The organism is Paraburkholderia aspalathi, from assembly GCF_900116445.1.
In the GTDB taxonomy this organism is placed as follows: Bacteria; Pseudomonadota; Gammaproteobacteria; order Burkholderiales; family Burkholderiaceae; genus Paraburkholderia; species Paraburkholderia aspalathi.
On the sequence record NZ_FPBH01000026.1, the window covers coordinates 38461 to 59629 of the forward strand.

Sequence of the window (21169 nt, forward strand, 5' to 3'; positions counted from 1 at the left end):
GTTTCAGGCTGCTTTTGCTGCGTGGGCATCGGCATGCTCGGCGGTTTCAACGGCGTCCGACTTGCCGCCTTCACCGGCATCCACCCGCGCTGGGTTGTTCGGATGCGTAGTCCAGTTCGCGTACTCGTCGCTGTCCACGCGTTCCATCGTGATGCACTGCTCGACCGGGCACACATGCATGCACAGATTGCAGCCGACACATTCGGAGTCCATCACTTCAAAATGCCGGACGCCATCTTTTTCTTTCATGATCGCCTGGTGCGCAGTGTCTTCGCAGGCGATATGGCAGATGCCGCACTGAATGCACTTGTCCTGATCGATGCGCGCCTTGATGTCGTATTTGAGGTTCAGGTACTTCCAGTCGGTGACGTTCGGCACGGCGCGGCCGCGAATGTCGTCGAGTGTCGCGTAGCCTTTTTCGTCCATCCAGTTCGAGAGACCATCCGCGAGATCGGACACGATGCGGAATCCATAGTGCATTGCCGCCGTGCAGACCTGCACGCTGCCTGCTCCGAGCACCATGAATTCGGCCGCATCGCGCCACGATGAAATGCCGCCGATGCCGGAGATCGGCAGATTCGGCGTTTCGACGTCGCGCGCAATTTCAGCCACCATGTTCAGCGCGATCGGCTTCACCGCCGGACCGCAATAGCCACCATGTGTGCCTTTGCCGTCGACCATCGGCAGCGGCGACATCGCATCGAGATCCACCGCGACGATCGAATTGATCGTGTTGATCAGCGACACGCCGTCGGCGCCGCCCTTATAGGCAGCACGCGAACCGAGGCGGATGTCGCTGATATTCGGCGTGAGTTTGACGAGGCAAGGCAGCTTCGAGCCTTCCTTGACCCAGCGCGTGACCATCTCGATGTACTCGGGCACCTGGCCCACTGCCGCACCCATGCCGCGCTCGCTCATGCCGTGCGGACAGCCGAAATTCAGTTCCACCGCATCGGCGCCCGTATCTTCGACGAGCGGCAAAATCCACTTCCAGTCGCGCTCGTTGCACGGCACCATCAGCGAGACGATCATCGCGCGATCCGGCCAGTCGCGTTTGACCTGGGCGATTTCCTTAAGGTTGACGTCGAGCGGACGATCGGTGATCAGTTCGATGTTGTTCAGGCCCGCCATGCGCTGGCCGTTCCATTGCACCGCGCCATAGCGCGAGCTGACGTTCACTACATGCGGGTCGAGGCCCAGTGTCTTCCACACGACCCCACCCCAGCCTGCTTCGAACGCGCGGTTCACGTTATAGGCTTTGTCGGTCGGCGGCGCGGAAGCGAGCCAGAAAGGATTCGGCGACGTAATGCCGGCAATCGTACAGCGCAGATCGGCCATGTTCGGCTCCTTGGGGACTGCTTGTTTTATCTTGGTGTGATACGCGGCTTAAGTGGCTCTGTCCTGTCTTACGCGGCTTTGACTGCCGTGCGGGCGAACTGGGCGTCGATCGCGGCGGCGGCAATCTTGCCGTCCTGCACCGCTTGGACTGTCAGATCGATCCCGCCAGTCGCTGCACAATCGCCACCCGCCCATACGCCTGGCAGCGAGGTTTGTCCGTTTGCATCGACCGCGATGCGGCTGCCGTCCAGCGTCAACAGTTCGCGCTCGATGCCGACCGGCACCAACGTCTGTCCGATTGCCTTGAGCACCATGTCGGCTTCGGCCACGAAGCGCTCCTGACTGCCATCGCCTGACGTGCGCTCGAATTCGACGCCCGTCACCACGCCGCCTTCTCCGATCAAACGCACCGGCTTTGCATGCGTGACGAGCGTGACGCCGTTGGTCTGCGCGAAATCACGCTCGGCCCACGTCGCGCTCATCGACTCGACGCCGCGCCGATACACCATCGTCACCGAGGTCGCGCCGAGCTTGTGGCTTTGCACGGCGGCATCCACTGCCGTATTGCCGCCACCGATCACGACAACTCGCCGGCCCACCGGCACCGTTCCGAAGTCGCTCGCCGTGCGCACCTGTTCGATGAAATCCACTGCGTTCATCACGCCGCTCAGGTCCTCGCCTTCCATCGCCAATGCGCGCACGCCCGTGAGACCGATCGCGAGGAAAACCGCGTCATGCTGCTTGCGCAGCGCGTCGAGATCCACGTCACGTCCAAGCGCGACGCCGTTTTTTATCTCGATGCCGCCGGTCGAGCACAGCCACGCCACTTCGCGCTGCGCAAAATCGTCGACGGTTTTATAGGCAGCGATGCCGTATTCGTTCAGGCCACCCGCTTTCTCGTGGGCGTCATAGATCGTCACGTTATGGCCGGCCAATGCAAGCCGATGCGCACAGGCAAGTCCGGCCGGTCCCGCACCGACCACTGCAACATGCCGACCCGTTTCAGCCGCGCGCTTGAACAGCACTTCACCGCGCGCCATCGCCCAATCGGTCGCATGACGTTGCAACGCGCCGATCGCCACCGGCTTCGCATCCTGATGGTTGCGCACGCAAGCACCCTCGCAAAGAATCTCGGTCGGGCAAACGCGCGAGCACATGCCGCCCAGCGGATTCGCCGACAGAATGTCGACAGCCGCGCCCTTCAGATTGCCGTTGCTGATCTTGCGAATGAAACTGGGAATGTCGATCTGTGTCGGACACGCGTTCACACACGGCGCGTCGTAACAGTAGTGACAGCGGCTCGCTGCTGCGGCCGCGGCACTCGCGTCGAGCAACGGTGCGATATCGGAGAACTCGCACGAGAGTTGATCGGCCGATAGGCGCTGAGGCGCAATATCGCCGGTTTGCTTGATGGCCATACACGTTCCTTCTTCGATGTGAGGACGTAGCCGGTCCCGTCGGCTGCGCTGAAGCGGAGCCGGGGCGGCATGTTTTATAGGCACTACGGTGAGGCTAGGGAATAACTAAAACCCGCCACAGCTACCGCTAAAGCGTTATGAAACCGGCTCGCACGCTCGTCCGAGCATGGCGTGCAGCAAGACGTTCGCGCCCGCTTCGATCCATTCGAAGGTCGCGTCCTCGATCTCGTTGTGACTGATCCCGTCGACGCACGGGACGAACACCATCGAAGTCGGCGCGACTTGCGACAGATAGCACGCGTCATGTCCCGCACCGGACACCATGTTGCGATGCGGATAGCCGAAGCGTTCGGCCGCGGCGCGCACTGACTTCACGCAGGCTTCGTCGAAAGCGACCGGCGCGTAGTAAAAGATCTGCTCGAGTTCGGTTTCCAGACCGATGGTGCTGGTGATTTTCTTCACGCCCTCACGTAACGCGGCATCCATCTTCGCGAGTACCGCGTCGTCCGGATGACGGAAGTCGACGGTGAAGAACACGCGGCCCGGAATCACATTGCGCGAGTTCGGATAGACCTGCATCATGCCGACCGTCGCGCAGCCGAACGGCGCGTTATCCAGCCCGATGCGATTGACCAGATCGACCACACGCGCGGCCCCGAGCAACGCATCGCGACGGCGCGGCATCGGCGTCGGACCCGCATGCGCCTCCTGCCCCGTCAGCGTGATCTCGTACCAGCGTTGACCTTGCGCATCGGTCACCACGCCAATGGTTTTGTGCTCGGCTTCGAGAATCGGCCCTTGTTCGATGTGCAATTCGAACGCGGCATGCAGGGGACGTCCACCGCAAGGCAGATCGCCCGCATAACCGATACGTTTGAGTTCCTCGCCGATGGTCTTGCCGTCCACATCCTTGCGCGAGAGGCCGTAGTCCAGTGTGAAGACGCCGGCGAACACCCCCGAGGCAACCATGGCGGGCGCAAAGCGCGAGCCCTCCTCGTTGGTCCAGATCACCACTTCAACCGGATGCTCGGTCTCGATGTCGTGATCGTTGAGACTGCGGATCACTTCGAGCCCGCCTAGCACGCCGTAGATACCGTCGAAGCGGCCGCCGGTCGGCTGCGAGTCCGCATGCGAACCGGTCATAACCGGCAACGCATCAGGGTTGCGCCCGGCACGGCGCATGAACACATTGCCCATCTGATCGACACTGACCGTGCAGCCCGCTTCTTTCGCCCAACTGACGATCAGGTCACGCCCCTGTTTGTCGAGGTCGGTCAGCGCCAATCGGCAAACGCCGCCTTTGGGCGTCGCGCCGATCTTCGCCATCGTCATCAGGCTGTCCCACAGCCGCTTGCCGTCGACCTTGATCGACGTAGCGGGTTCTGCGTGCTTCAGCGCTTCGGATACCGCGTTCATTCGTCTCGCTCCTTTCGGTGAACCGACATGAAACTGGTGCATCGGCGGCGGGTTTTGGGGCGTGGCCGCACGGCGGCGGTGCACACTCGATGCCTTTGATCGCCTCTTATACAGAGGGCAAACCCTGGGGCATCTCCCGCTCTCTCAATCCTGTCCAGTTGGACAGGTTGTAGACGATTAAGCCCGCCAAATCAACACCTTTCGTACGGTGACAAACATAGCGAGAAGCGTGCCATTGCACTGCACCACGCATTTTTCGACGGCCTCGAATGCGCGTGTCCATCCGCGCTCAAACGACTAGAATGAAGCGCGACGCGGCACACATGCCGATGAAGGCCAACATGAGAGACGACAACGTGGCTGCCGACATCACGGAAAACGACGAGACACTGGACGAAACTCGCGCGCCTTTGCGGCGGCGCAAGGCGCACATTCGCGAGTCGAATGAAGCGCATTTGCTGGCGTGCGCCGAAGCGGTTTTCGCCGAGCGAGGACTCGATGGAACCAGCACGGCGATGATCGCTGAGCGTGCAGGCTTACCGAAAGCTAACCTGCATTACTACTTCCCGACAAAACTCGCGTTGTACCGGCGCGTGCTGGAAGACCTGTTCGAAGACTGGCATCGCGCGGCGGATACCTTCGAATGCAGTGACGATCCGGTCGAAGCGATTGGCGGATACGTACGCGCGAAAATGGAGTTATCGCGCCGCCGGCCTTTAGGTTCGAAGGTGTGGGCGAGCGAGATCATTCACGGCGCAGAGCATATGGAGGACATTCTCACCGGGCGCGTGAAGCCTTGGCTGGATAGCCGGGTGAAGGTGATCGACGACTGGATTGCGCGCGGGCTGCTGGCGCCGGTGGATGCGCAAACGCTGATGTACATGATCTGGGCAACCACGCAGCATTACGCCGACTTCGACGCGCAGATTCGCGCGCTTAAAGGCAAACGCGCACTGACACAGAAGGCGTTTGAGGTGACGACGGAGGAAGTCGTGCAGTTGGTGATTCGTGCGTGTGGGGCGGTGTCGCCGGCGCAAGGGAAAGGGTCAGCCGTTCAATGACTACTTCCATCTAGTCATTTTGGAGTACAATAGTGACTATAGGCAAATGACTATAGGAGCTACTGTGCAAGGCAATCTGGTATCGAAGTCTGAATTCAAGGCCAAGGCGCTCGAATTGTTCCGGCAAGTGGAGGCGTCCGGTGAAAGCTTGATTGTCACCGACCACGGCAAGCCAGCGCTTGAAGTCCGGCCCTATCGCGGTGTAGAACGCAGTCCGCTAGACGTGCTACGCGGCTCGGTCGTGCGTTACGACAATCCCACCGCTCCCGTTGGAGAGGATGACTGGGAGGCGACGCAGTGATCGTTCTGGATACCCATACTTTGGTCTGGTGGGTCACCGGCGATCCGACGTTAAGCAAGAAAGCAAAGACTGCCATCGCGCACGAAATGGCCGGCGGGGAAATCGTCGTGTCGGCCATTTCCGCATGGGAAATAGCCATGCTGGTGGAGCGCGAGAGGCTCCTACTCTCGATGGATGTCAGCAGTTGGCTCGCCACCGTCTCGGCAATCGAAGCTGTGCGCTTTATACCTGTCGATGTGGAAATCGCAACGAAGTCCGTCGATCTTCCCGGTGAGTTCCACAGAGACCCAGCCGACAGGATGATCGTCGCGACCGCTCGCAAGTTTGCCGTACCGCTAGTGACAAAAGACGAAAAAATTCGCGCGTATCCACACGTCAAAACGATCTGGTAAAGACCATGAGGCCCGCAGGCATGCGGGCCAATTCATGGCCAGACATCAGTCAATCAATACGTCTCCAGATGCAACCGCCCTTCCCGCTTCAGCTTCATCCATAGCGCTTCCCAGTCGAGCTGGTGCTGTTCGCCGATTTCCTTGAGCGCTTGCAGCACGCCGTCTTCCATCCCCTTCAAGCCGCACACGTAGATATGCGTGTTGTCGTCCTTGAGCATCTGTGCGACATCGACCGCACGCTCACGCATCGCGTCCTGCACGTAGCGTTTGGGCTGCCCCGGCGTGCGAGAAAACGCCAGATTCGTGTCGATGAAATCCTTCGGCAGATTCGTCAATGGACCAAAGTACGGCAACTCTTCTTTTGTACGCGCGCCGAAGAACAACATCAGCTTGCCGGTCGCGCCTTTCAGACGACGCCGCCTACGATATTCGGTCATCGCGCGCATCGGCGCCGAGCCTGTGCCCGTGCAAATCATCAGCAGATGCGAGTTCGGATGGTTCGGCATCAGGAAGGTGCCGCCGAACGGGCCTATTACGCTGACCACGTCGCCCTTCTTCAGATCGCACAGATAATTCGAGCAGACTCCATCGAGCGCATCGCCGTGCTGCTGGGACACGCGCTTCACGGTGAGAGAAACATTGTTATAGCCGGGCCGTTCGCCATCGCGCGGGCTCGCAATCGAATACTGCCGCGCGTGATGCGTGCGGCCATCTGCGGTCGCGCCCGGCGGCAGGATGCCGATCGACTGCCCCTCCAGCACAGGGAAAGGCATCGAGCCGAAATCGAGCACGATGTGATGGATGTCGCTATCCGTCGAGCCGTCCGTGAGCCGGTAGTTGCCGACCACCGTCGCGGTAGTCGGCGCCTTGTGAGTGTAGAGATTCACGTACGGTTTCGCTGCGGACCACGGCGGGACGACCGAGCCGCGCACGGTATCGACTTCAATACCGCTTGCATCCGCTGGCGTATCGCCTGACGCTCCGGCCGCGACCGATTCATCTTCAGCAGCAGGTACTGCCATCGTGTTCTGCTCAGGCAACACGTCCCACTTGAACTGCTCGTCGATGGAATACGCATCGGCTTTCAGCACGGTGCGCCAGTTATCGATCGAGCCAGTCGGACACGGTGGCACGCACGCCATGCAGCCGTTGCAGACATCCGCCTTGACCACATAATTGTTCTCGTCGTGCGTGATCGCATCGACCGGGCAAGTCTCTTCGCAGGTATTGCAGCGAATGCAGATTTCCGGATCGATCAGATGTTGCCTGAGAACTTCGATCGATACTGGGCCGTTCATGACTTCCTCCACCAGATATTCGTGCGAATACGACGCCGCACGTTTTCAATCGCCGTGCTCAGTTAAAGCGCACGTATTCGAAATCGACCGGCTGACGGTTCACGCCCATTGCCGGCGGCGCAATCCAGTTCGCGAACTTGCCCGGTTCGACGACGCGACCCATCAGCGAGGCGACATACGCACGATCTTCCGGCGAGGCGAGCCACTTCGCTTCATTGGCGGCCCATTCGGTCTCGCTGATCACGCGGCCGTCCGGCGACACACGCGTACCTGCAAACGTGCCGATCTGCCGGTTGAACGCTTTATGCGGCACTGTCATGCGGAAATCGATGCCAGCCTTTTCGAGCACCTTGTTCCAGCGGCCGACACCCGCCACCGAATCTTTAATGTAGTCGTCGCGCAGCACTTCATTCATCGCGTTGAGCATCGGCACTTCGCGCTCGACCAGTTTGCCGTCCTGCACGTCGAGCAGCTTGTAGCTTTGACCGTTCAATTGATGATCGTCGTCGCGCTTGTTCTCTTCATAGCGGCCCTTCAGGCCCGAGCTGTAGAACGTGGCCGCATTAGACGAATGATCGGCGCCGAACAGATCGATCGTCACCGAGTAATGAAAGTTCAAGTAGCGCTGGATGGTCGGCAGATCGATCACGCCGGCCGCGCGAATCTTCGCGACGTCGTCCGTGCCCAGTTCGTTCATCACTTGCGCCGTGCGCTGGATCACGCGCGACACACCCGATTCGCCGACGAACATGTGATGCGCTTCTTCGGTCAGCATGAACTTGGTGGTGCGTGCAAGCGGATCGAAACCCGACTCGGCGAGCGCCGACAACTGGAATTTGCCGTCGCGGTCGGTGAAGTACGTGAACATGTAAAACGCGAGCCAGTCCGGCGTTTTCTCATTGAAGGCGCCGAGAATACGCGGATTATCTTCGTCACCCGAACGGCGGCCGAGCAGTGCCTCTGCTTCCTCGCGACCATCGCGGCCGAAGTAACGGTGCAGCAGGTACACCATCGCCCACAGGTGGCGGCCTTCTTCCACGTTCACCTGAAACAGGTTGCGCAGGTCGTACATCGACGGCGCGGTCAAACCCAGATGCCGTTGCTGCTCGACCGAAGCCGGCTCCGTATCGCCTTGCGTGACGATAATGCGGCGCAGATTCGCGCGATGCTCGCCGGGCACGTCCTGCCACGCAGCCTCACCCTTGTGCTCGCCGAAATGAATCTTGCGGTCCTGTTCACCGGGCGTGAGGAAAATGCCCCAGCGATAGTCCGGCATCTTCACGTGATCGAAATGCGCCCAGCCGCCCGCGTCGACGCTCACCGCCGTGCGCAGATACACGTCATAGCCATGCGAGCCTTCCGGGCCCATATCGCCCCACCACGACAGAAAATTCGGCTGCCATTGTTCGAGCGCGCGTTGCAATGCACGGTCGTCGGCGAGATTGACGTTGTTCGGAATCTTTTCGCTGTAGTTGATCGTTGACATGGTCGGTTCCTTGGTCGGAATACAGAGCTTGCGGATGAGAGGCGCGTATCAGGCAGGGGGCGTCGGTTTCAGTTACGTTGTGTCGCGTCGAAAGAATCAAACGCGCGAGACGTCGAATTGCGCCTTGCTGCCTTTGCCGTACACCTTGAGCGCGCCCTTCTCGCCCACTGCGTTCGGCCGGTTGAAGATCCAGTTCTGCCATGCGGTGAGACGCCCGAAAATACGCGTCTCCATCGTTTCCGGGCCGTTGAAGCGCAGATTCGCTTCCAGTCCGGTCAATGCATCCGGCGACATCGCCGCGCGTTCTTCGAGCGCGATGCGGATTTCGTCGGCCCAATCGATATCGTCGGGCGACGCGGTCACGAGACCCAGGCGCTCGGCTTCAACAGCTTTGATCGCCTGGCCGATCTTCGAGCGCACCGCGTCGAGCGGTTCGGCTTCTTCATAGAAGCGACGAGCCAAACGTGATTGATGCGTGACCATCGGATAGAGACCGAAGTTGACTTCCGAGAGCGTGATCGCCGGCTCTTCGTCTTCGTTGCTCGTCAGTGCCGCCATATAGCTGCGGTCGCAGGCAAACGCGAGTTCGGCGAAGGTGCCGGCAAAACACGAACCCGGCTCGATCAGCGCGAACAGCGAACGCGACGACACGTCGATACGTGCCAGCGTGCGGCGCAAGAGGCCGATCGTCTCGCGCACGAACCAATGGTCCTTGTGCTGCATCAGGGTAGCGTCGGTGGCGAGCAGATTACGGGCATCGCCTTCGGTCTTGAAGACCCAGGTGCCAACCTCGAGCTCGTTAGTGCGCATCGAGAGGATCGCGTCGTCGAGTTCGCGGGCGAACTGCAATGGCCACCAGCTCGTGCCGGCGGCGACGATCGCGTCGATCTCGGTAGGTTGTCCGGCTTGTGGCGCTTTCGCCGTGAAGGTGGCGATGCGCTTCGCACGATCGATCGTAACGTCGAGTGTTTTATAAGTCAGGCCGTCTTCGCGGTTGGTGCGTTCGATACGCGTGAGCATGACGCCTGGTGCGTCCGACGGGCGATCGCTTTGTTCGGCGAGTTCAAGCGCGCGCGCCTGAATCGTCTGATCGAACTGATTCGGCTTCACGACTTCATCCACGAGACGCCATGCTTTCGCCCGCTCACCGCGAATGCCTTCGACCACAGTACAGAAGATGTCCGCACGATCGTGACGCACCTTGCGTTTGTCGGTAACACGCGTCAGGCCGCCCGTACCCGGCAGCACGCCCAGCAGCGGCACCTCCGGCAGCGAAACCGACGACGAGCGGTCATCCACGAGATAGATCTCGTCGCAAGCGAGCGCGAGTTCGTAACCACCGCCGGCGCATGCACCGTTCACGGCGGCGAGAAACTTCAGACCTGAATGACGCGATGAATCTTCGAGACCGTTGCGCGTTTCGTTGGTGAATTTGCAGAAGTTGACCTTCCAGGCGTGCGTGGACAAACCCAGCATGAAGATATTCGCGCCCGAGCAGAACACGCGATCCTTCAAGCTCGTCAGCACCACCGTTTTGACTTCAGGATGCTCGAAGCGGATGCGTTGTATCGCGTCGTGCAGTTCGATGTCGACGCCAAGGTCGTATGAATTCAGCTTCAGCTTGTAGCCGTCCCGGATCCCGCCGTCCTCGGCGATGTCGATGCCAAGGGTCGCGACAGGACCGTTGAAACTCAGCTTCCAATGCTTGTACTGCGAAGGATCGGTGCGGTAGTCGACCGGCGCGATGGCGGTTTCTGCTGTGGACATGGGGCGTCTCCTGACTGGACGATGCAAAACTTGTTTTTTGAACAATAGTGCATCGTCATCCCCGAGTAAAGCATTTTAGTGCATGTTTGCTAGTAAACCCTAGGCTCGCACTGCATTTCAGCTCACCCGTACTTCATCCGGCGATTCTGCAGCGAGCCTTGCAGCCAGCCGGTCGCGCAGCTGCAAGTAGGCGTCGGCCAAGGTTTTTTCGCTGGTGTCGAAGGTCATGTCGGCGCGGCCGTACAGTTCGCTACGCCCGGCCAGGATGCGCTTCAGGTCATCCATCGCCTCCTTGTTACCGGACATCGGCCGCAGATCGCCCTGCGCGACGACGCGGCGCATATGCTCTTCCGGCGTGGCCTGCAGCCATACGGTAAAGCAGTGTGACAGGAGTGCATTGAAGGTGCCCGACTCCGACACCAGCCCGCCCGGCGACGCGATCACAGCGCGCTCATGCTCGTGAATCACCGCCTCCAGCGCGCGGTGCTCATAACGCCGGTAAGCGCTCGCACCGTAAAGCGAATGAATCTCCGACGGCGGACAGCCGGCGAGTTGCTCGATCACCCGCGTCAGCTCGACGAACGGCACTTTGCGCTCCTGCGCCAGCATCCGGCCGAAGGTCGACTTGCCGGCCCCGCGCAGGCCGATCAGCGCGATCCGGTCCTTGCGATGCGGGTCACGCGGCGCCTGCGCGAACATCTCGGCAAGCGCCACGCGGGCGCGCTGCAGCGCCGCCTGGTCGCGACCCTGCAGCAGTTCACGGATCAGCAGCCATTCGGCGGAAGCCGTGGTTTCGTCGCCGATCACTTCGGCCAGCGGGCAGTTCAGCGTCGCCGCGATTTGCCGCAACACCAGCACCGATGCGTTGCCCATGCCCGACTCCAGATTCGCCAGATGACGCTCCGACAAGCCGGTTTCAGTCGCCAGCGTCTTGCGTGTCATGCCACGGCGCGCGCGCAGCAAACGCACGCGATCACCCATCGCGGTTAGAAAAGGATCGCGCTCCGCCCCACGCTCAGCCCCGCTGTCGGCACCGCGGCTGGCCCCGGTGGCGCGGCTCGCGTCCTCATCGGCAGGATCGTCCAGCGGCGCGGAAGAGTAATTTTGGTTCATGTTTAACTGCCTATTGAATACGTTACATGTACTATAGTGCTTGACATGGCATTGGTGAACAGTTAATTTTCGCCAAATATTGATCCAATAACAAACGCTGTCGAGGTTTTTCGGCGGCGTCACGGAGACGGCGCAACGGCACGCATGAATTAAGGTGCGTGCGCGTGCTGATCTGGAGGCTTGCATGTCCCCACATGACTTTCAACGCCTGATTGCGGGCGTGACAGAGCAACTCGCCGGCCGCCCGCTCGACGGCACGCTGACCACGTGGCTCAACGACACGTATCCCGCAAACGGCGCGACCTTCCGCGAACTGGCGGATGCCTGCCGCACCGGCGTGGCCGAAGGCTGGCTGTGCAATCGCGAAGGCGGCGGCATTCGTTATGGCCGGATCTTCAAGGCCTTGCCGGAAACCCACGGCTTTTCCGTCGACGTGGTCGATATGAAGGATATTGCCGGTCCGCATCATGTGCATCCGAACGGCGAAATAGATCTGATCATGCCGCTCACCGAAGGCGCTACCTTCGACGGTCATCCGGCAGGTTGGTGCGTGTACGGTCCCGGCAGCGCGCATCGGCCGACCGTTGCGAATGGCCAGGCGCTGGTGCTGTATCTGCTGCCGCAAGGCGCGATCGAATTCACGCCCACCGCAGCGTAGCGGCACGAGACAAGCTTCACACGATCAGACAGTAAGCATCGAGCGGATCAAGAGCACATAACCGCCAGACCGCCCCCACCCGATGGAGGAGACATATGGAAGCCCTGCTGGAAACGGCTGCGAGTCGGCCCGCGCCGACTGTCGAAGCGCCGCCCGCGATATTCAATTTCGCGGCCTACCTGTTTGGATTGAATGAAGCGCGCGCCGCCAAGACTGCCTATATCGACGACACCGGCACGACCACCTACGGCGAACTCGAAGAACGGGCCCGGCGCTTCGCAAGCGCATTGCGCACGCTTGGTGTGCATCCGGAAGAACGCGTGCTGCTGGTGATGCTCGACACCATCGAACTGCCAATCGCCTTTCTCGGTGCGCTCTATGCGGGCGTCGTGCCGGTCGTCGCGAACACCTTGCTCACCACGGCCGACTATGTGTACATGCTGACGCACAGCCATGCGCGCGCCGTGATCGCATCCGGCGCATTGCTGCCGAATGTCACGCAGGCGATGGATACCACCGAACACGACGGTTGCCAGTTGATCGTTTCACAGCCCCTTGACGGCGAGCCTTTGACGGCGCCGCGCCTCAACGATCTGATCGACGCGGCCACACCGGCCACCAAGCCTTCTGCGACAGGTTGCGACGATATCGCGTTCTGGCTGTATTCGTCCGGCTCGACCGGCAAGCCGAAAGGCACCGTCCATACGCACGCGAATCTGTACTGGACCGCCGAGTTGTACGCGAAGCCGATTCTTGGCATCGTCGAAAGCGATGTAGTTTTCTCGGCGGCCAAGTTGTTCTTTGCATACGGTCTGGGCAATGGGTTGACGTTCCCACTTTCGGTTGGCGCCACGGCTGTATTGATGGCCGAGCGCCCCACCGCCGACGCGATTTTCACGCGCCTCGTGCGGCATCGCCCGACCATTTTTTACGGCGTACCGACGCTCTACGCGAGCATGCTCGTCTCGCCCAACCTGCCCGAGCGCGCCGCTGTCGCGATGCGCGTGTGCACGTCGGCGGGCGAAGCGCTGCCGCGCGAAATTGGCGAGCGCTTCACCGCGCATTTCGGCTGCGAAATTCTCGACGGCATCGGCTCGACCGAGATGCTGCATATCTTCCTGTCGAACCGCACGGGTGAAGTCGAGTACGGCACCACGGGCCGCCCCGTGCCCGGCTATGAAGTCGAACTGCGCGACGAAGCCGGACATCCGGTGCCCGACGACGAAGTCGGCGATCTGTTTATCAAAGGACCGAGCGCGGCACTCATGTACTGGAGCAATCGCGAGAAGTCGCGCGCCACGTTCCTCGGCGAGTGGATCCGCAGCGGAGATAAGTACCGTCGTCTCGCGAACGGCTGTTACGTGTACGCGGGCCGCAGCGACGACATGCTGAAAGTGAGCGGTCAGTACGTATCACCCGTCGAAGTGGAGATGGTTCTGGTGCAGCACGACGCGGTGCTGGAAGCCGCGGTGGTCGGTGTCGATCATGGCGGCCTCGTGAAGACCCGCGCGTTCGTGGTGCTGAAGCGTGAATTCACACCGTCTGAGATACTCGCGGATGAGTTGAAGAATTTCGTCAAGGGACGGCTCGCGCCGCACAAGTATCCGCGCGATATCCTCTTCGTCGACGATTTGCCGAAAACCGCTACCGGCAAGATTCAACGCTTCAAACTGCGCGAACAGTCATAAGGTGATCCATGCAGAACCCCGCAACCGCAACCCTTGCTAGCGAATTCGCAGAACTGCCCGCCACGGCATCGCATGGGCCCTTGCGCATCGAATATCGCTGGGTGAATGAAGCGGCGGCCAATGCACCGATCGCCGTCTTCCTGCACGAAGGACTGGGTTCCATCGCGATGTGGCGCGACTGGCCGCAAGCCTTGTGCGAGCGGCTCGGCATGCGTGGTCTCGTTTATTCGCGACCCGGCTATGGGCTATCCACGCCGCGTGCGCACGACGTCAAATGGCCGGTCGATTTCATGACCTCACAAACGCGCGACATCCTGCCCGCTTTGCTCGATGCGCTCGATATCGGCGCACAGGAACGCAAGCGCATGTGGGTGATCGGCCATAGCGACGGCGGCTCGATCGCGCTGCTCTATGCGGCGCAGCATCCGGATGAATTGGCAGGCGCGATAGCAATCGCGCCGCATGTATTCGTCGAAGACATATCTGTGGAAAGCATCGCGCAAACCAAGCAACTCTACGAGACCACCGATCTGCGCAGCAAGCTAGCCCGCTATCACGCCGACGTCGATTCCGCGTTCTATGGCTGGAACGATATCTGGCTGAATCCGGCGTTCAGGGAATGGCGCATCGTGGATGAACTCGCCGCCATCCGGCAACCTTTACTCGCAGTGCAAGGCCACGACGACAACTACGGCACCATGGCGCAGATCGATACGATCGGCGAGCGCGTGCCGCATGCGCAATTGGTGAAGCTCGATGCTTGCGGACACTCGCCACATCGCGATGCACCGGATGCGTTGAATGACGCGATTGCGGGGTTCGTTGCAAAACAGCGCTAGCCCGAAACGACCGCACCGAAACGCCGTACAACTGCGCCGCCCCCGGCGCAGTTTTTTATGCGACATAAATAGAAAAGCGTGCCACTCGCAAAGCACCTCCACGATCAAGCGCTTTAATCCCCCGCTCTAAAAGATACCGTTGCGCAAGCATTCAATATGCTTGTAGACTTCGCCACAACCTCGCTGATTTCTTTAATCGCCAGAAACATAAAAAACAACAAATTCGCTTAATGATTTCGCACCGCTTCAATGCAAACGAACAAACTGGCGTTCTTTGATAACACTCGGCCATACGGTCTATTGAGTGCGCTCATCGCGCTGCGTCGGGCGGCTCAGCCAGTTCGTTCCCATTTCAGATTCGCCAAACGCTCTTTCCGCTTTCCGTCTCACCTCCGCATGAGGCCGGTCGAACGACGTGTGTAACCAACCGGTCATTCTCTCCTTTTGTGTTCTCTCACCTGAAGATCATCGACATGGGCCAGATTATTGTTGTTCTTTTCTTCGCCGCCATTATCGGCGCGGCAGCTGTATTCGCTTCTAAATCGCTGCGCAAAGACCATGAGCCGCAAATGCGCTACGGCGTTATCACATTCGTCCTGGTTGTAGCTGTCGGCATGCTGTTTTCGTGCTTTACGCAGGTCTCGCAATCGCGCATCGGCGTAGTCACAACCTTCGGGCATATCGAATCGGACACGCTGTCCGAGGGCCCTCACCTCGTCAGCCCGGTATCGCGCGTGCATGAGGTATTCATTGGACTCGACGTCGCCAAGGTAGAAGGCGCGCAAGCTGCATCGAAAGACCTGCAGTCGGTGCATACCGACCTGACGATGAACTATCGCGTTGATCCCAACAAGGTTCGCGCACTGTTTGCGATGGCGCCGTCGCTCGAATATGAGGCGTCGTATGTGCAGCCTGCGATGTTCGAAGTGTTCAAGGCGGTCGCCGCGCGCTACACCGCGGAAGAACTCGTCACAAAGCGCCAGCAGGTATCGACCGACATCATGAGCGGCTTGATCACCAAGCTCAAAGGCTACGGCTTTCTGATTCAGGACATCAACATCACCAACTTCAAGTTCAGCGCCGCATTCGATCAGGCGATCGAGGCGAAGGTCACCGCCAGCCAGCGCGCCGAACAGGCCGAGCGCGAACTCGCGCGCGTGAAGTTCGAAGCGGATCAGCAGATTGCCAAGGCACGCGGTGAAGCGGAATCGATCGCGATTCAGGCGCAGGCCGTCAAGACCAACGGCGGACAGGAGTATCTGCAGTTGCAGGCGATCAATCGCTGGGACGGCAAGCTGCCGACCTATATGGGCGCCGGTGCGCCGCTGCCTTTTCTGAACATCGAGAAGTAAGGCGCAACGTGGCCGCTGCCCGATGGATGGGCAGCGGCGTTTCTACCTCTCCCCGCTCAAATCACGGTCGAAAGTCCCAACGTCAATACGAGCGCCGTGACCGAAATGATCGTTTCGCAAACGGTCCACGTCTTGAAGGTTTGCGGCACAGTCATCCCGAAGTACTCCTTCACCAGCCAGAACCCGCCGTCGTTCACGTGCGACAGAATCAGCGATCCCGCGCCGGTGGCCAGCACCAGCAACTCGGGCCGCACACCGCCCGCCGTACCCACCGCCGCTGCCGCGATCGGTGCAATGATGCCGGCCGCCGTTGCCATTGCCACAGTCGCCGAACCCGTCGCCACACGAATCAACGCCGCCACCAGCCACGCGAGAATCAGCAGCGGCACATGCGCGCCCGTCGCGACATCGACGATCGCCTTCGACGCGCCGCTATCGATCAGGATGCGCCCGAAGCCCGCGCCCGCTCCCACCACCAGCGTGATACTTGCCGTCGGCGCCAGACACTCGTTGGTGAACTTGAGGATCTGCTCGCGATTAAAGCCACGCGACTTGCCGAACGTGTAGAAGCTCAACAGCACGGCCAGCAACAGAGCCATGTCAGGATGGCCGATCAGACGCAGCGCGTTGTTCATCGACGATTTGGCCGGCACAATCAAATCCGCCCAACTGCCGACCAGCATCAACAACACCGGCAACAGCACCGTCAACAACGTAATGCCGAAGCCCGGCAGTTCCTGATGCGAGCGCTTCGCGTCCTGTTCGATGAACTGCTGCGCCATCGGGTTAAAGCCGTCGAGCACGACAAAGCGCGCGATCAGCTTCGAGAACAGCGGGCCAGCCACCGCCGCGGTCGGAATACCGACAATCAGCGCGTAGAAAATCGTGTGACCGATATCCGCGTTGTAGGCCGTGACCGCGAGCAACGCAGCCGGGTGCGGCGGAATCAGACCGTGGACGACGGACAAACCCGCCACCATCGGAATGCCGACGCGAATCATCGACGTACCGGTGCGCTGGGCGACGTTGAATGCGATCGGAATCAGCAGCACGAAGCCGACTTCAAAAAACACCGGCAAACCGACGAGAAACGCGATGCACATCATCGCCCAGTGCACGTTCTTCGGGCCGAACAGGTCGATCAGCGTACGCGCGATACGTTCCGCACCGCCCGATTCAGCCATCATCTTGCCGAGCATCGTACCGAGCCCAACCACGATGGCAATATGGCCGAGCGTGCCGCCCACGCCAGTTTCGAACGACTTGAGAATCGATGTCGCCGGCATGCCGACGGCGAGTGCCAACGCCACCGACACCATCATCAACGTGATGAACGGATTCATCTTGAAGCGCGCGATCAGCACGACCAGCGCGATGATGGCAATCAATGCATAGACGAGTAACAGACTTCCTTGAACGGTCGCCATAAGTGCTCCTGAAGAGAAAGAACCGCGCCGCAGCTTCCGTTAAGCGGAATGTTGTACGCAGCGGCGCGGGCGGCAGACTTAGAACTTGTGGCGAATGCCGGCGACGGTCACGAACTGGCCGTTGTTGCTCGACGGATTCGAAATGCCTTCGACCCATGCGTGCGAACCGGACGCGCGTTGGTAGATGCCGTTCAGGTAGAGGTCGGTGGTCTTCGACAGGAAGTACTCGCCGCCCACGCTCAGTTGGTTGTAGTGAGCGTTGGTCGCCGTAGTGCCGCTGGTGTTCTGCGTCGTGTAGATGTAGCCGAGCGCGAGCAACGTGGCCGGCGTGAACTGATACTTCAGGCTGGCTTCGTAGTTCGCGAAACGCAGGCTGCCGCCGCTCAGCAACTGGAATTGCGAGTTCGTGTACAGCAGCGCGACGGTTGCCGGGCCGAACACGTACGAACCGCCCGCGCCCCACACCTGGTTGCGCTTCACGCCGCTGATGATCGACGAGCTGGTGCTGTAGTAGTTGTCAGACGGCGCCGCGCCTGTGGTGTTGGTCGCCGGCCGATTGACCAGCGAGTAAGCTGCGTCAAGGTGCAGCGGACCGTTCACATAATCGGCGCCAACGCTCCATGCGCGATTGTTGGAGAACTCGCCCGCCGTATTCGAGAACGCGTACATCGCATTCGCCGTGAAGCCGGCATAGGTCGGCGTGGTGTACTTGACCGCATTGTTGGTGCGGTACGTGTTGTTGATATCGTCGTTGTCGTAGATCGCGTTGCCGTACTGGCTCATCGCGCCGACGCCATTGATCTGCATGTTCGACAGATAGTCCTGCACGCTGTTGTACTGACGGCCGAGCGTGATCGTACCGGCCTTGCTGTTGGAGAGCGCCACCCATGCGCTACGGCCAAAGATGCGGCCGCCCTGACCGGCTGCGCCACTCTCCAGGCTGAAGCCGTTTTCGAGCTTGAACAGAACCTTGTTGCCGCCGCCCAGATCTTCGCTGCCGAGCAGGCCCCAACGCGAGCCCTGCACATTACCCTGCGTCGCCTGATAAGCCTTCTCACCCTTCTGATTATTGGTGAAGGTAAAGCCGGCATCGACAATGCCGTACAGCGTCACGCTGCTTTGTGCGTGGGCGGCCTGCGCGGCGAGTCCGGCGGCAGCGAAAGCGATGGCCGTACGAAGAATCTGCTTGTGCATCATGGTTTCCTCAAGTCGAAAGAAAAGCGAACGCCGGTCACACAATGGTGTTCCGGCGATATGAGTAGTACTAAGCGGGCAAGTCAAAGCGGCACCGGAATTAAATCCGGCGCTACGGTCAAACAACGGTCATCGATCAATCGATATGAACCGGGAGAGAATCAACCCGGCCAATTACGGCGCGCCGCAATGCGGCGCGCGTCGCGCTGGTAAAACGGCGTAACCACGGGTTCGGGCGACTGTCGTGCGCGCTCGAGCTCGGCAGTCAGCCGCGCCAGTACGGTCTGCTCTTCGCCCGGGTGCAGATTGCACGGGTCGATGAAAAAGAAATGCAGTTCCGCTTCATGATCACGCACGATCACCGGCGCCTCGCCTTCGGGTGGCCGCGCGAGCGCATCGGCGAGGTCCCACGCAGTGATACGGGCCTGCCGGGGATCGATATGCAGTTTCAGACGATCGAGCGGATTGCCGGTCGGATCGGCGTCGATCTCAGCCCAGACGCCGTCGCAACGATTCAAGGTCTCGCGCCACAGCGTGAGATAGCCGCGTTCGCGAGCGCGAACCGCGACATGGTCGCGCTGCTGCCATTGTTCGAGCGCGGTAATCGCGCCCACAATGCCTTCCTTGCCGACTTTCATGCCGCGGCCAATGCCGCCGTTCTGGAAATACGCGGCACGTACCAGCGTTTTATTACCCGCGACGATGCCGGCGGTCAGCCCACCGAGAAATTTGTGCGCCGAATAAAGCGCAAAATCAGCGCCGGCTTCGATAAAGCGTTTGAGGTCGTATTCGGAAGCCGCGTCGACGATCACAGGCACACCCTTCGCGTGCGCAACCGCAATGAATTCTTCGAGCGGGATCATGCCGAATTGCACCGTATGATGCGAAACCACGTAAAGCGCCGCAGCCGTGCGTTCGGTGATGCCGGTATTCAACTGGTAGCCGTGCGCTTCGGTTGCCGCACCCACCGGCACGACGCGCGCGCCGGACAAACGGATCGCCTGGTCCGCCGGTGCGCCATAATTGACGAGGTGACCGGTTTGAATCACGACTTCGTTGCGCTGCAGGGCGCTCGTATCGGGCAACCGTTCGATCAGGCCGTGGTCATCGCCCGTCATGGTCGCGGCGATGCACAGCGTGATCGCCGCCGAGCACGACGCGGTGATATACCCGGCTTCGCTACCGCACGCCTCGGCAATCGCCGCTGAGGCTCTGCGTTGCAGATCGTCGATCTCGACGAATTGCGGCAGCACCTGCGCTACCGCGTCGATTACCGGCGCGCTAACGATGGACGCGCCCAGACTCGTCATCGTGCCTGAAGCATTGATGACAGGGCGTAAGCCAAAGCGAGAGCGAATGTCCATGAAGCGCCTCCGACCGGGTATTTCTTAATTATGGAATATATGTTGTAATTGCGGATCAGTCTAGCATACAATCACCCTGCGTCAACTGGACAAAAACATCTCGCGTCAAAGGAGCACGATGGCTCGCACGTCCCGACCTTCCGCGTCCGAAGCAGTACCCGCGGCGCCTTCAGCCAGCGCCGAAGCACAGGCTGAAACTGCCGCGCCGCGCACGCGCACCAGCGCGATCGAGCGCGCCGTGCAGATTCTCGACGCGCTCCAGCAGGCAAACCGCCCGGCCACCGCGTATGAAGTCGCGCGCATGGTCGGCGCGCCGCTGTCCACCGTGTATTCGATCATCAACGATCTGGTCGAGAAGAACCTGTTGGCGCGGCGCATGGACGGCACGATCTGGCTCGGCTCGCGTCTGTACGGCTACGGTTTGACGTACGCCAGCTCGCTCGACTACCTCGCGGTCGCTCATGAAGAAATGCAGCGGCTCTCCGCCGAAGTCGAAGAAACCGTGCAGGTCTGCGGACTCGAAGACGGCATGATGGTCGTCCAGCAAATGGCCGAAGGGCCGGGGCATTTCCGCGTGACCTCGCGAGTGGGCAGCCGCGTGCCGCTCAACTGGACCGCGTCCGGACGCCTGCTCGTCGGGCACCTGCCGGATGCCGAACGGGTCGCGTTTTTTGCGCAGCACGCGCAAAGCTCGCCGACCGGTCGCGCGGAAACCCGGCCGCAAGTGCTCGCGCAGATTGCCCGCGAGGCGCTGGAGGCGCGGCTGTCGATTCAGATCGGCGAATCGGATGCGTCCGTGGCGTGTCTCGCGGCGCCCGTGCTCGACAACACCGGCGCGTGCGTTTTCACGATTTCGATCGTGATGCCCGAGGCGAAAGCCGAGCTTGGCACCGAACGGTTCGCACAAGCTGTGCAGGCGGTGGCCGCCCGGATCGAAGCGCGCCTCGGCTGGCGGCATCGCGAGCAGGACCCGGCGGCGTAAGGCCGCCCGGGCCCGAAGCACGAAGAAGCATTAAAGAAGCATTAACTCCAAACCCGCACGCAACGCTGACTCCTT

General features: G+C 60.7%; 18 protein-coding genes. 8 read left to right on the forward strand and 10 right to left on the reverse strand.

Annotated features, from left to right (window positions below):
- Positions 1–3 precede the first annotated feature (3 nt).
- From preA to BM438_RS31775, 3 genes are all read right to left on the reverse strand, one after another.
- Positions 4–1338 (reverse strand): NAD-dependent dihydropyrimidine dehydrogenase subunit PreA, encoded by a 1335-nt coding sequence (gene preA, locus BM438_RS31765; protein WP_093643101.1) that lies wholly within the window; start codon positions 1336–1338, stop codon positions 4–6.
- A 68-nt stretch (positions 1339–1406) separates the two neighbouring features.
- Complete coding sequence (locus BM438_RS31770; protein ID WP_093643104.1) at positions 1407–2756, reverse strand: NAD(P)-dependent oxidoreductase; 1350 nt, start codon at positions 2754–2756, stop codon at positions 1407–1409.
- Positions 2757–2891: 135 nt separating this feature from the next.
- Positions 2892–4172 (reverse strand): Zn-dependent hydrolase, encoded by a 1281-nt coding sequence (locus BM438_RS31775; RefSeq protein ID WP_093643107.1) that lies wholly within the window; start codon positions 4170–4172, stop codon positions 2892–2894.
- Positions 4173–4474: 302 nt separating this feature from the next.
- On the opposite strand from BM438_RS31775, the gene BM438_RS31780 reads away from it, so the two are divergent.
- The 3 genes from BM438_RS31780 to BM438_RS31790 are packed head-to-tail and all read left to right on the forward strand — an operon-like array spanning position 4475 to position 5926.
- Positions 4475–5233, forward strand: coding sequence for a TetR/AcrR family transcriptional regulator (locus BM438_RS31780; protein WP_200622333.1), 759 nt, complete (start codon positions 4475–4477; stop codon positions 5231–5233).
- Between the two features lie 46 nt (positions 5234–5279).
- Entirely contained in the window at positions 5280–5534 is a 255-nt protein-coding gene (locus tag BM438_RS31785) for a type II toxin-antitoxin system Phd/YefM family antitoxin (RefSeq protein ID WP_200622331.1), read from the forward strand.
- Positions 5531–5926 carry a type II toxin-antitoxin system VapC family toxin gene (locus tag BM438_RS31790; RefSeq protein ID WP_093643113.1) on the forward strand — a complete coding sequence of 132 codons (396 nt, stop codon included), beginning with the start codon at positions 5531–5533 and terminating at the stop codon, positions 5924–5926. The genes BM438_RS31785 and BM438_RS31790 overlap by 4 nt, the downstream gene beginning before the upstream one ends.
- 53 nt (positions 5927–5979) lie before the next feature.
- Here BM438_RS31790 and boxA read toward each other — a convergent pair whose 3' ends face one another.
- The 4 genes from boxA to BM438_RS31810 all read right to left on the reverse strand — a co-directional run bounded on the left by boxA (position 5980) and on the right by BM438_RS31810 (position 11590).
- The gene (gene boxA, locus BM438_RS31795; protein WP_093643116.1) at positions 5980–7224 is read right to left on the reverse strand and encodes a benzoyl-CoA 2,3-epoxidase subunit BoxA; all 1245 of its coding nucleotides are present in this window, start codon (positions 7222–7224) and stop codon (positions 5980–5982) included.
- 58 nt (positions 7225–7282) lie between these two features.
- Complete coding sequence (boxB, locus tag BM438_RS31800; RefSeq protein ID WP_093643119.1) at positions 7283–8710, reverse strand: benzoyl-CoA 2,3-epoxidase subunit BoxB; 1428 nt, start codon at positions 8708–8710, stop codon at positions 7283–7285.
- A gap of 96 nt (positions 8711–8806) precedes the next feature.
- Positions 8807–10477 (reverse strand): 2,3-epoxybenzoyl-CoA dihydrolase, encoded by a 1671-nt coding sequence (boxC, locus tag BM438_RS31805; protein WP_093643122.1) that lies wholly within the window; start codon positions 10475–10477, stop codon positions 8807–8809.
- 117 nt (positions 10478–10594) lie between these two features.
- Positions 10595–11590 carry a helix-turn-helix transcriptional regulator gene (locus BM438_RS31810; protein ID WP_093643125.1) on the reverse strand — a complete coding sequence of 332 codons (996 nt, stop codon included), beginning with the start codon at positions 11588–11590 and terminating at the stop codon, positions 10595–10597.
- 184 nt (positions 11591–11774) lie between these two features.
- On the opposite strand from BM438_RS31810, the gene BM438_RS31815 reads away from it, so the two are divergent.
- The 4 genes from BM438_RS31815 (at position 11775) to BM438_RS31830 (ending at position 16127) form a co-directional block, all read left to right on the forward strand.
- Entirely contained in the window at positions 11775–12248 is a 474-nt protein-coding gene (locus BM438_RS31815; protein WP_093643128.1) for a DUF4863 family protein, read from the forward strand.
- Positions 12249–12343: 95 nt separating this feature from the next.
- A complete protein-coding gene (locus tag BM438_RS31820; protein WP_093643131.1) occupies positions 12344–13936 on the forward strand; it encodes a benzoate-CoA ligase family protein in 1593 nt (530 codons plus the stop codon).
- Between the two features lie 8 nt (positions 13937–13944).
- Positions 13945–14775 (forward strand): alpha/beta fold hydrolase, encoded by an 831-nt coding sequence (locus BM438_RS31825; RefSeq protein ID WP_093643134.1) that lies wholly within the window; start codon positions 13945–13947, stop codon positions 14773–14775.
- Between the two features lie 473 nt (positions 14776–15248).
- Positions 15249–16127, forward strand: a complete 879-nt coding sequence (locus BM438_RS31830) for a prohibitin family protein (RefSeq protein WP_093643137.1) — start codon at positions 15249–15251, stop codon at positions 16125–16127.
- A 56-nt stretch (positions 16128–16183) separates the two neighbouring features.
- Here the strand turns inward: BM438_RS31830 and BM438_RS31835 are convergent, their stop codons facing one another.
- From BM438_RS31835 to BM438_RS31845, 3 genes are all read right to left on the reverse strand, one after another.
- Positions 16184–17554 (reverse strand): GntT/GntP/DsdX family permease, encoded by a 1371-nt coding sequence (locus tag BM438_RS31835; protein ID WP_093643140.1) that lies wholly within the window; start codon positions 17552–17554, stop codon positions 16184–16186.
- Between the two features lie 78 nt (positions 17555–17632).
- Positions 17633–18751 (reverse strand): porin, encoded by a 1119-nt coding sequence (locus BM438_RS31840; RefSeq protein ID WP_093643143.1) that lies wholly within the window; start codon positions 18749–18751, stop codon positions 17633–17635.
- Positions 18752–18909: 158 nt separating this feature from the next.
- The gene (locus BM438_RS31845) at positions 18910–20112 is read right to left on the reverse strand and encodes an aminotransferase class V-fold PLP-dependent enzyme (RefSeq protein WP_093643146.1); all 1203 of its coding nucleotides are present in this window, start codon (positions 20110–20112) and stop codon (positions 18910–18912) included.
- Positions 20113–20230: 118 nt separating this feature from the next.
- Between BM438_RS31845 and BM438_RS31850 the strand changes: the two genes are divergently transcribed.
- Positions 20231–21094 (forward strand): IclR family transcriptional regulator, encoded by an 864-nt coding sequence (locus tag BM438_RS31850; protein WP_093643149.1) that lies wholly within the window; start codon positions 20231–20233, stop codon positions 21092–21094.
- Positions 21095–21169 lie beyond the last annotated feature (75 nt).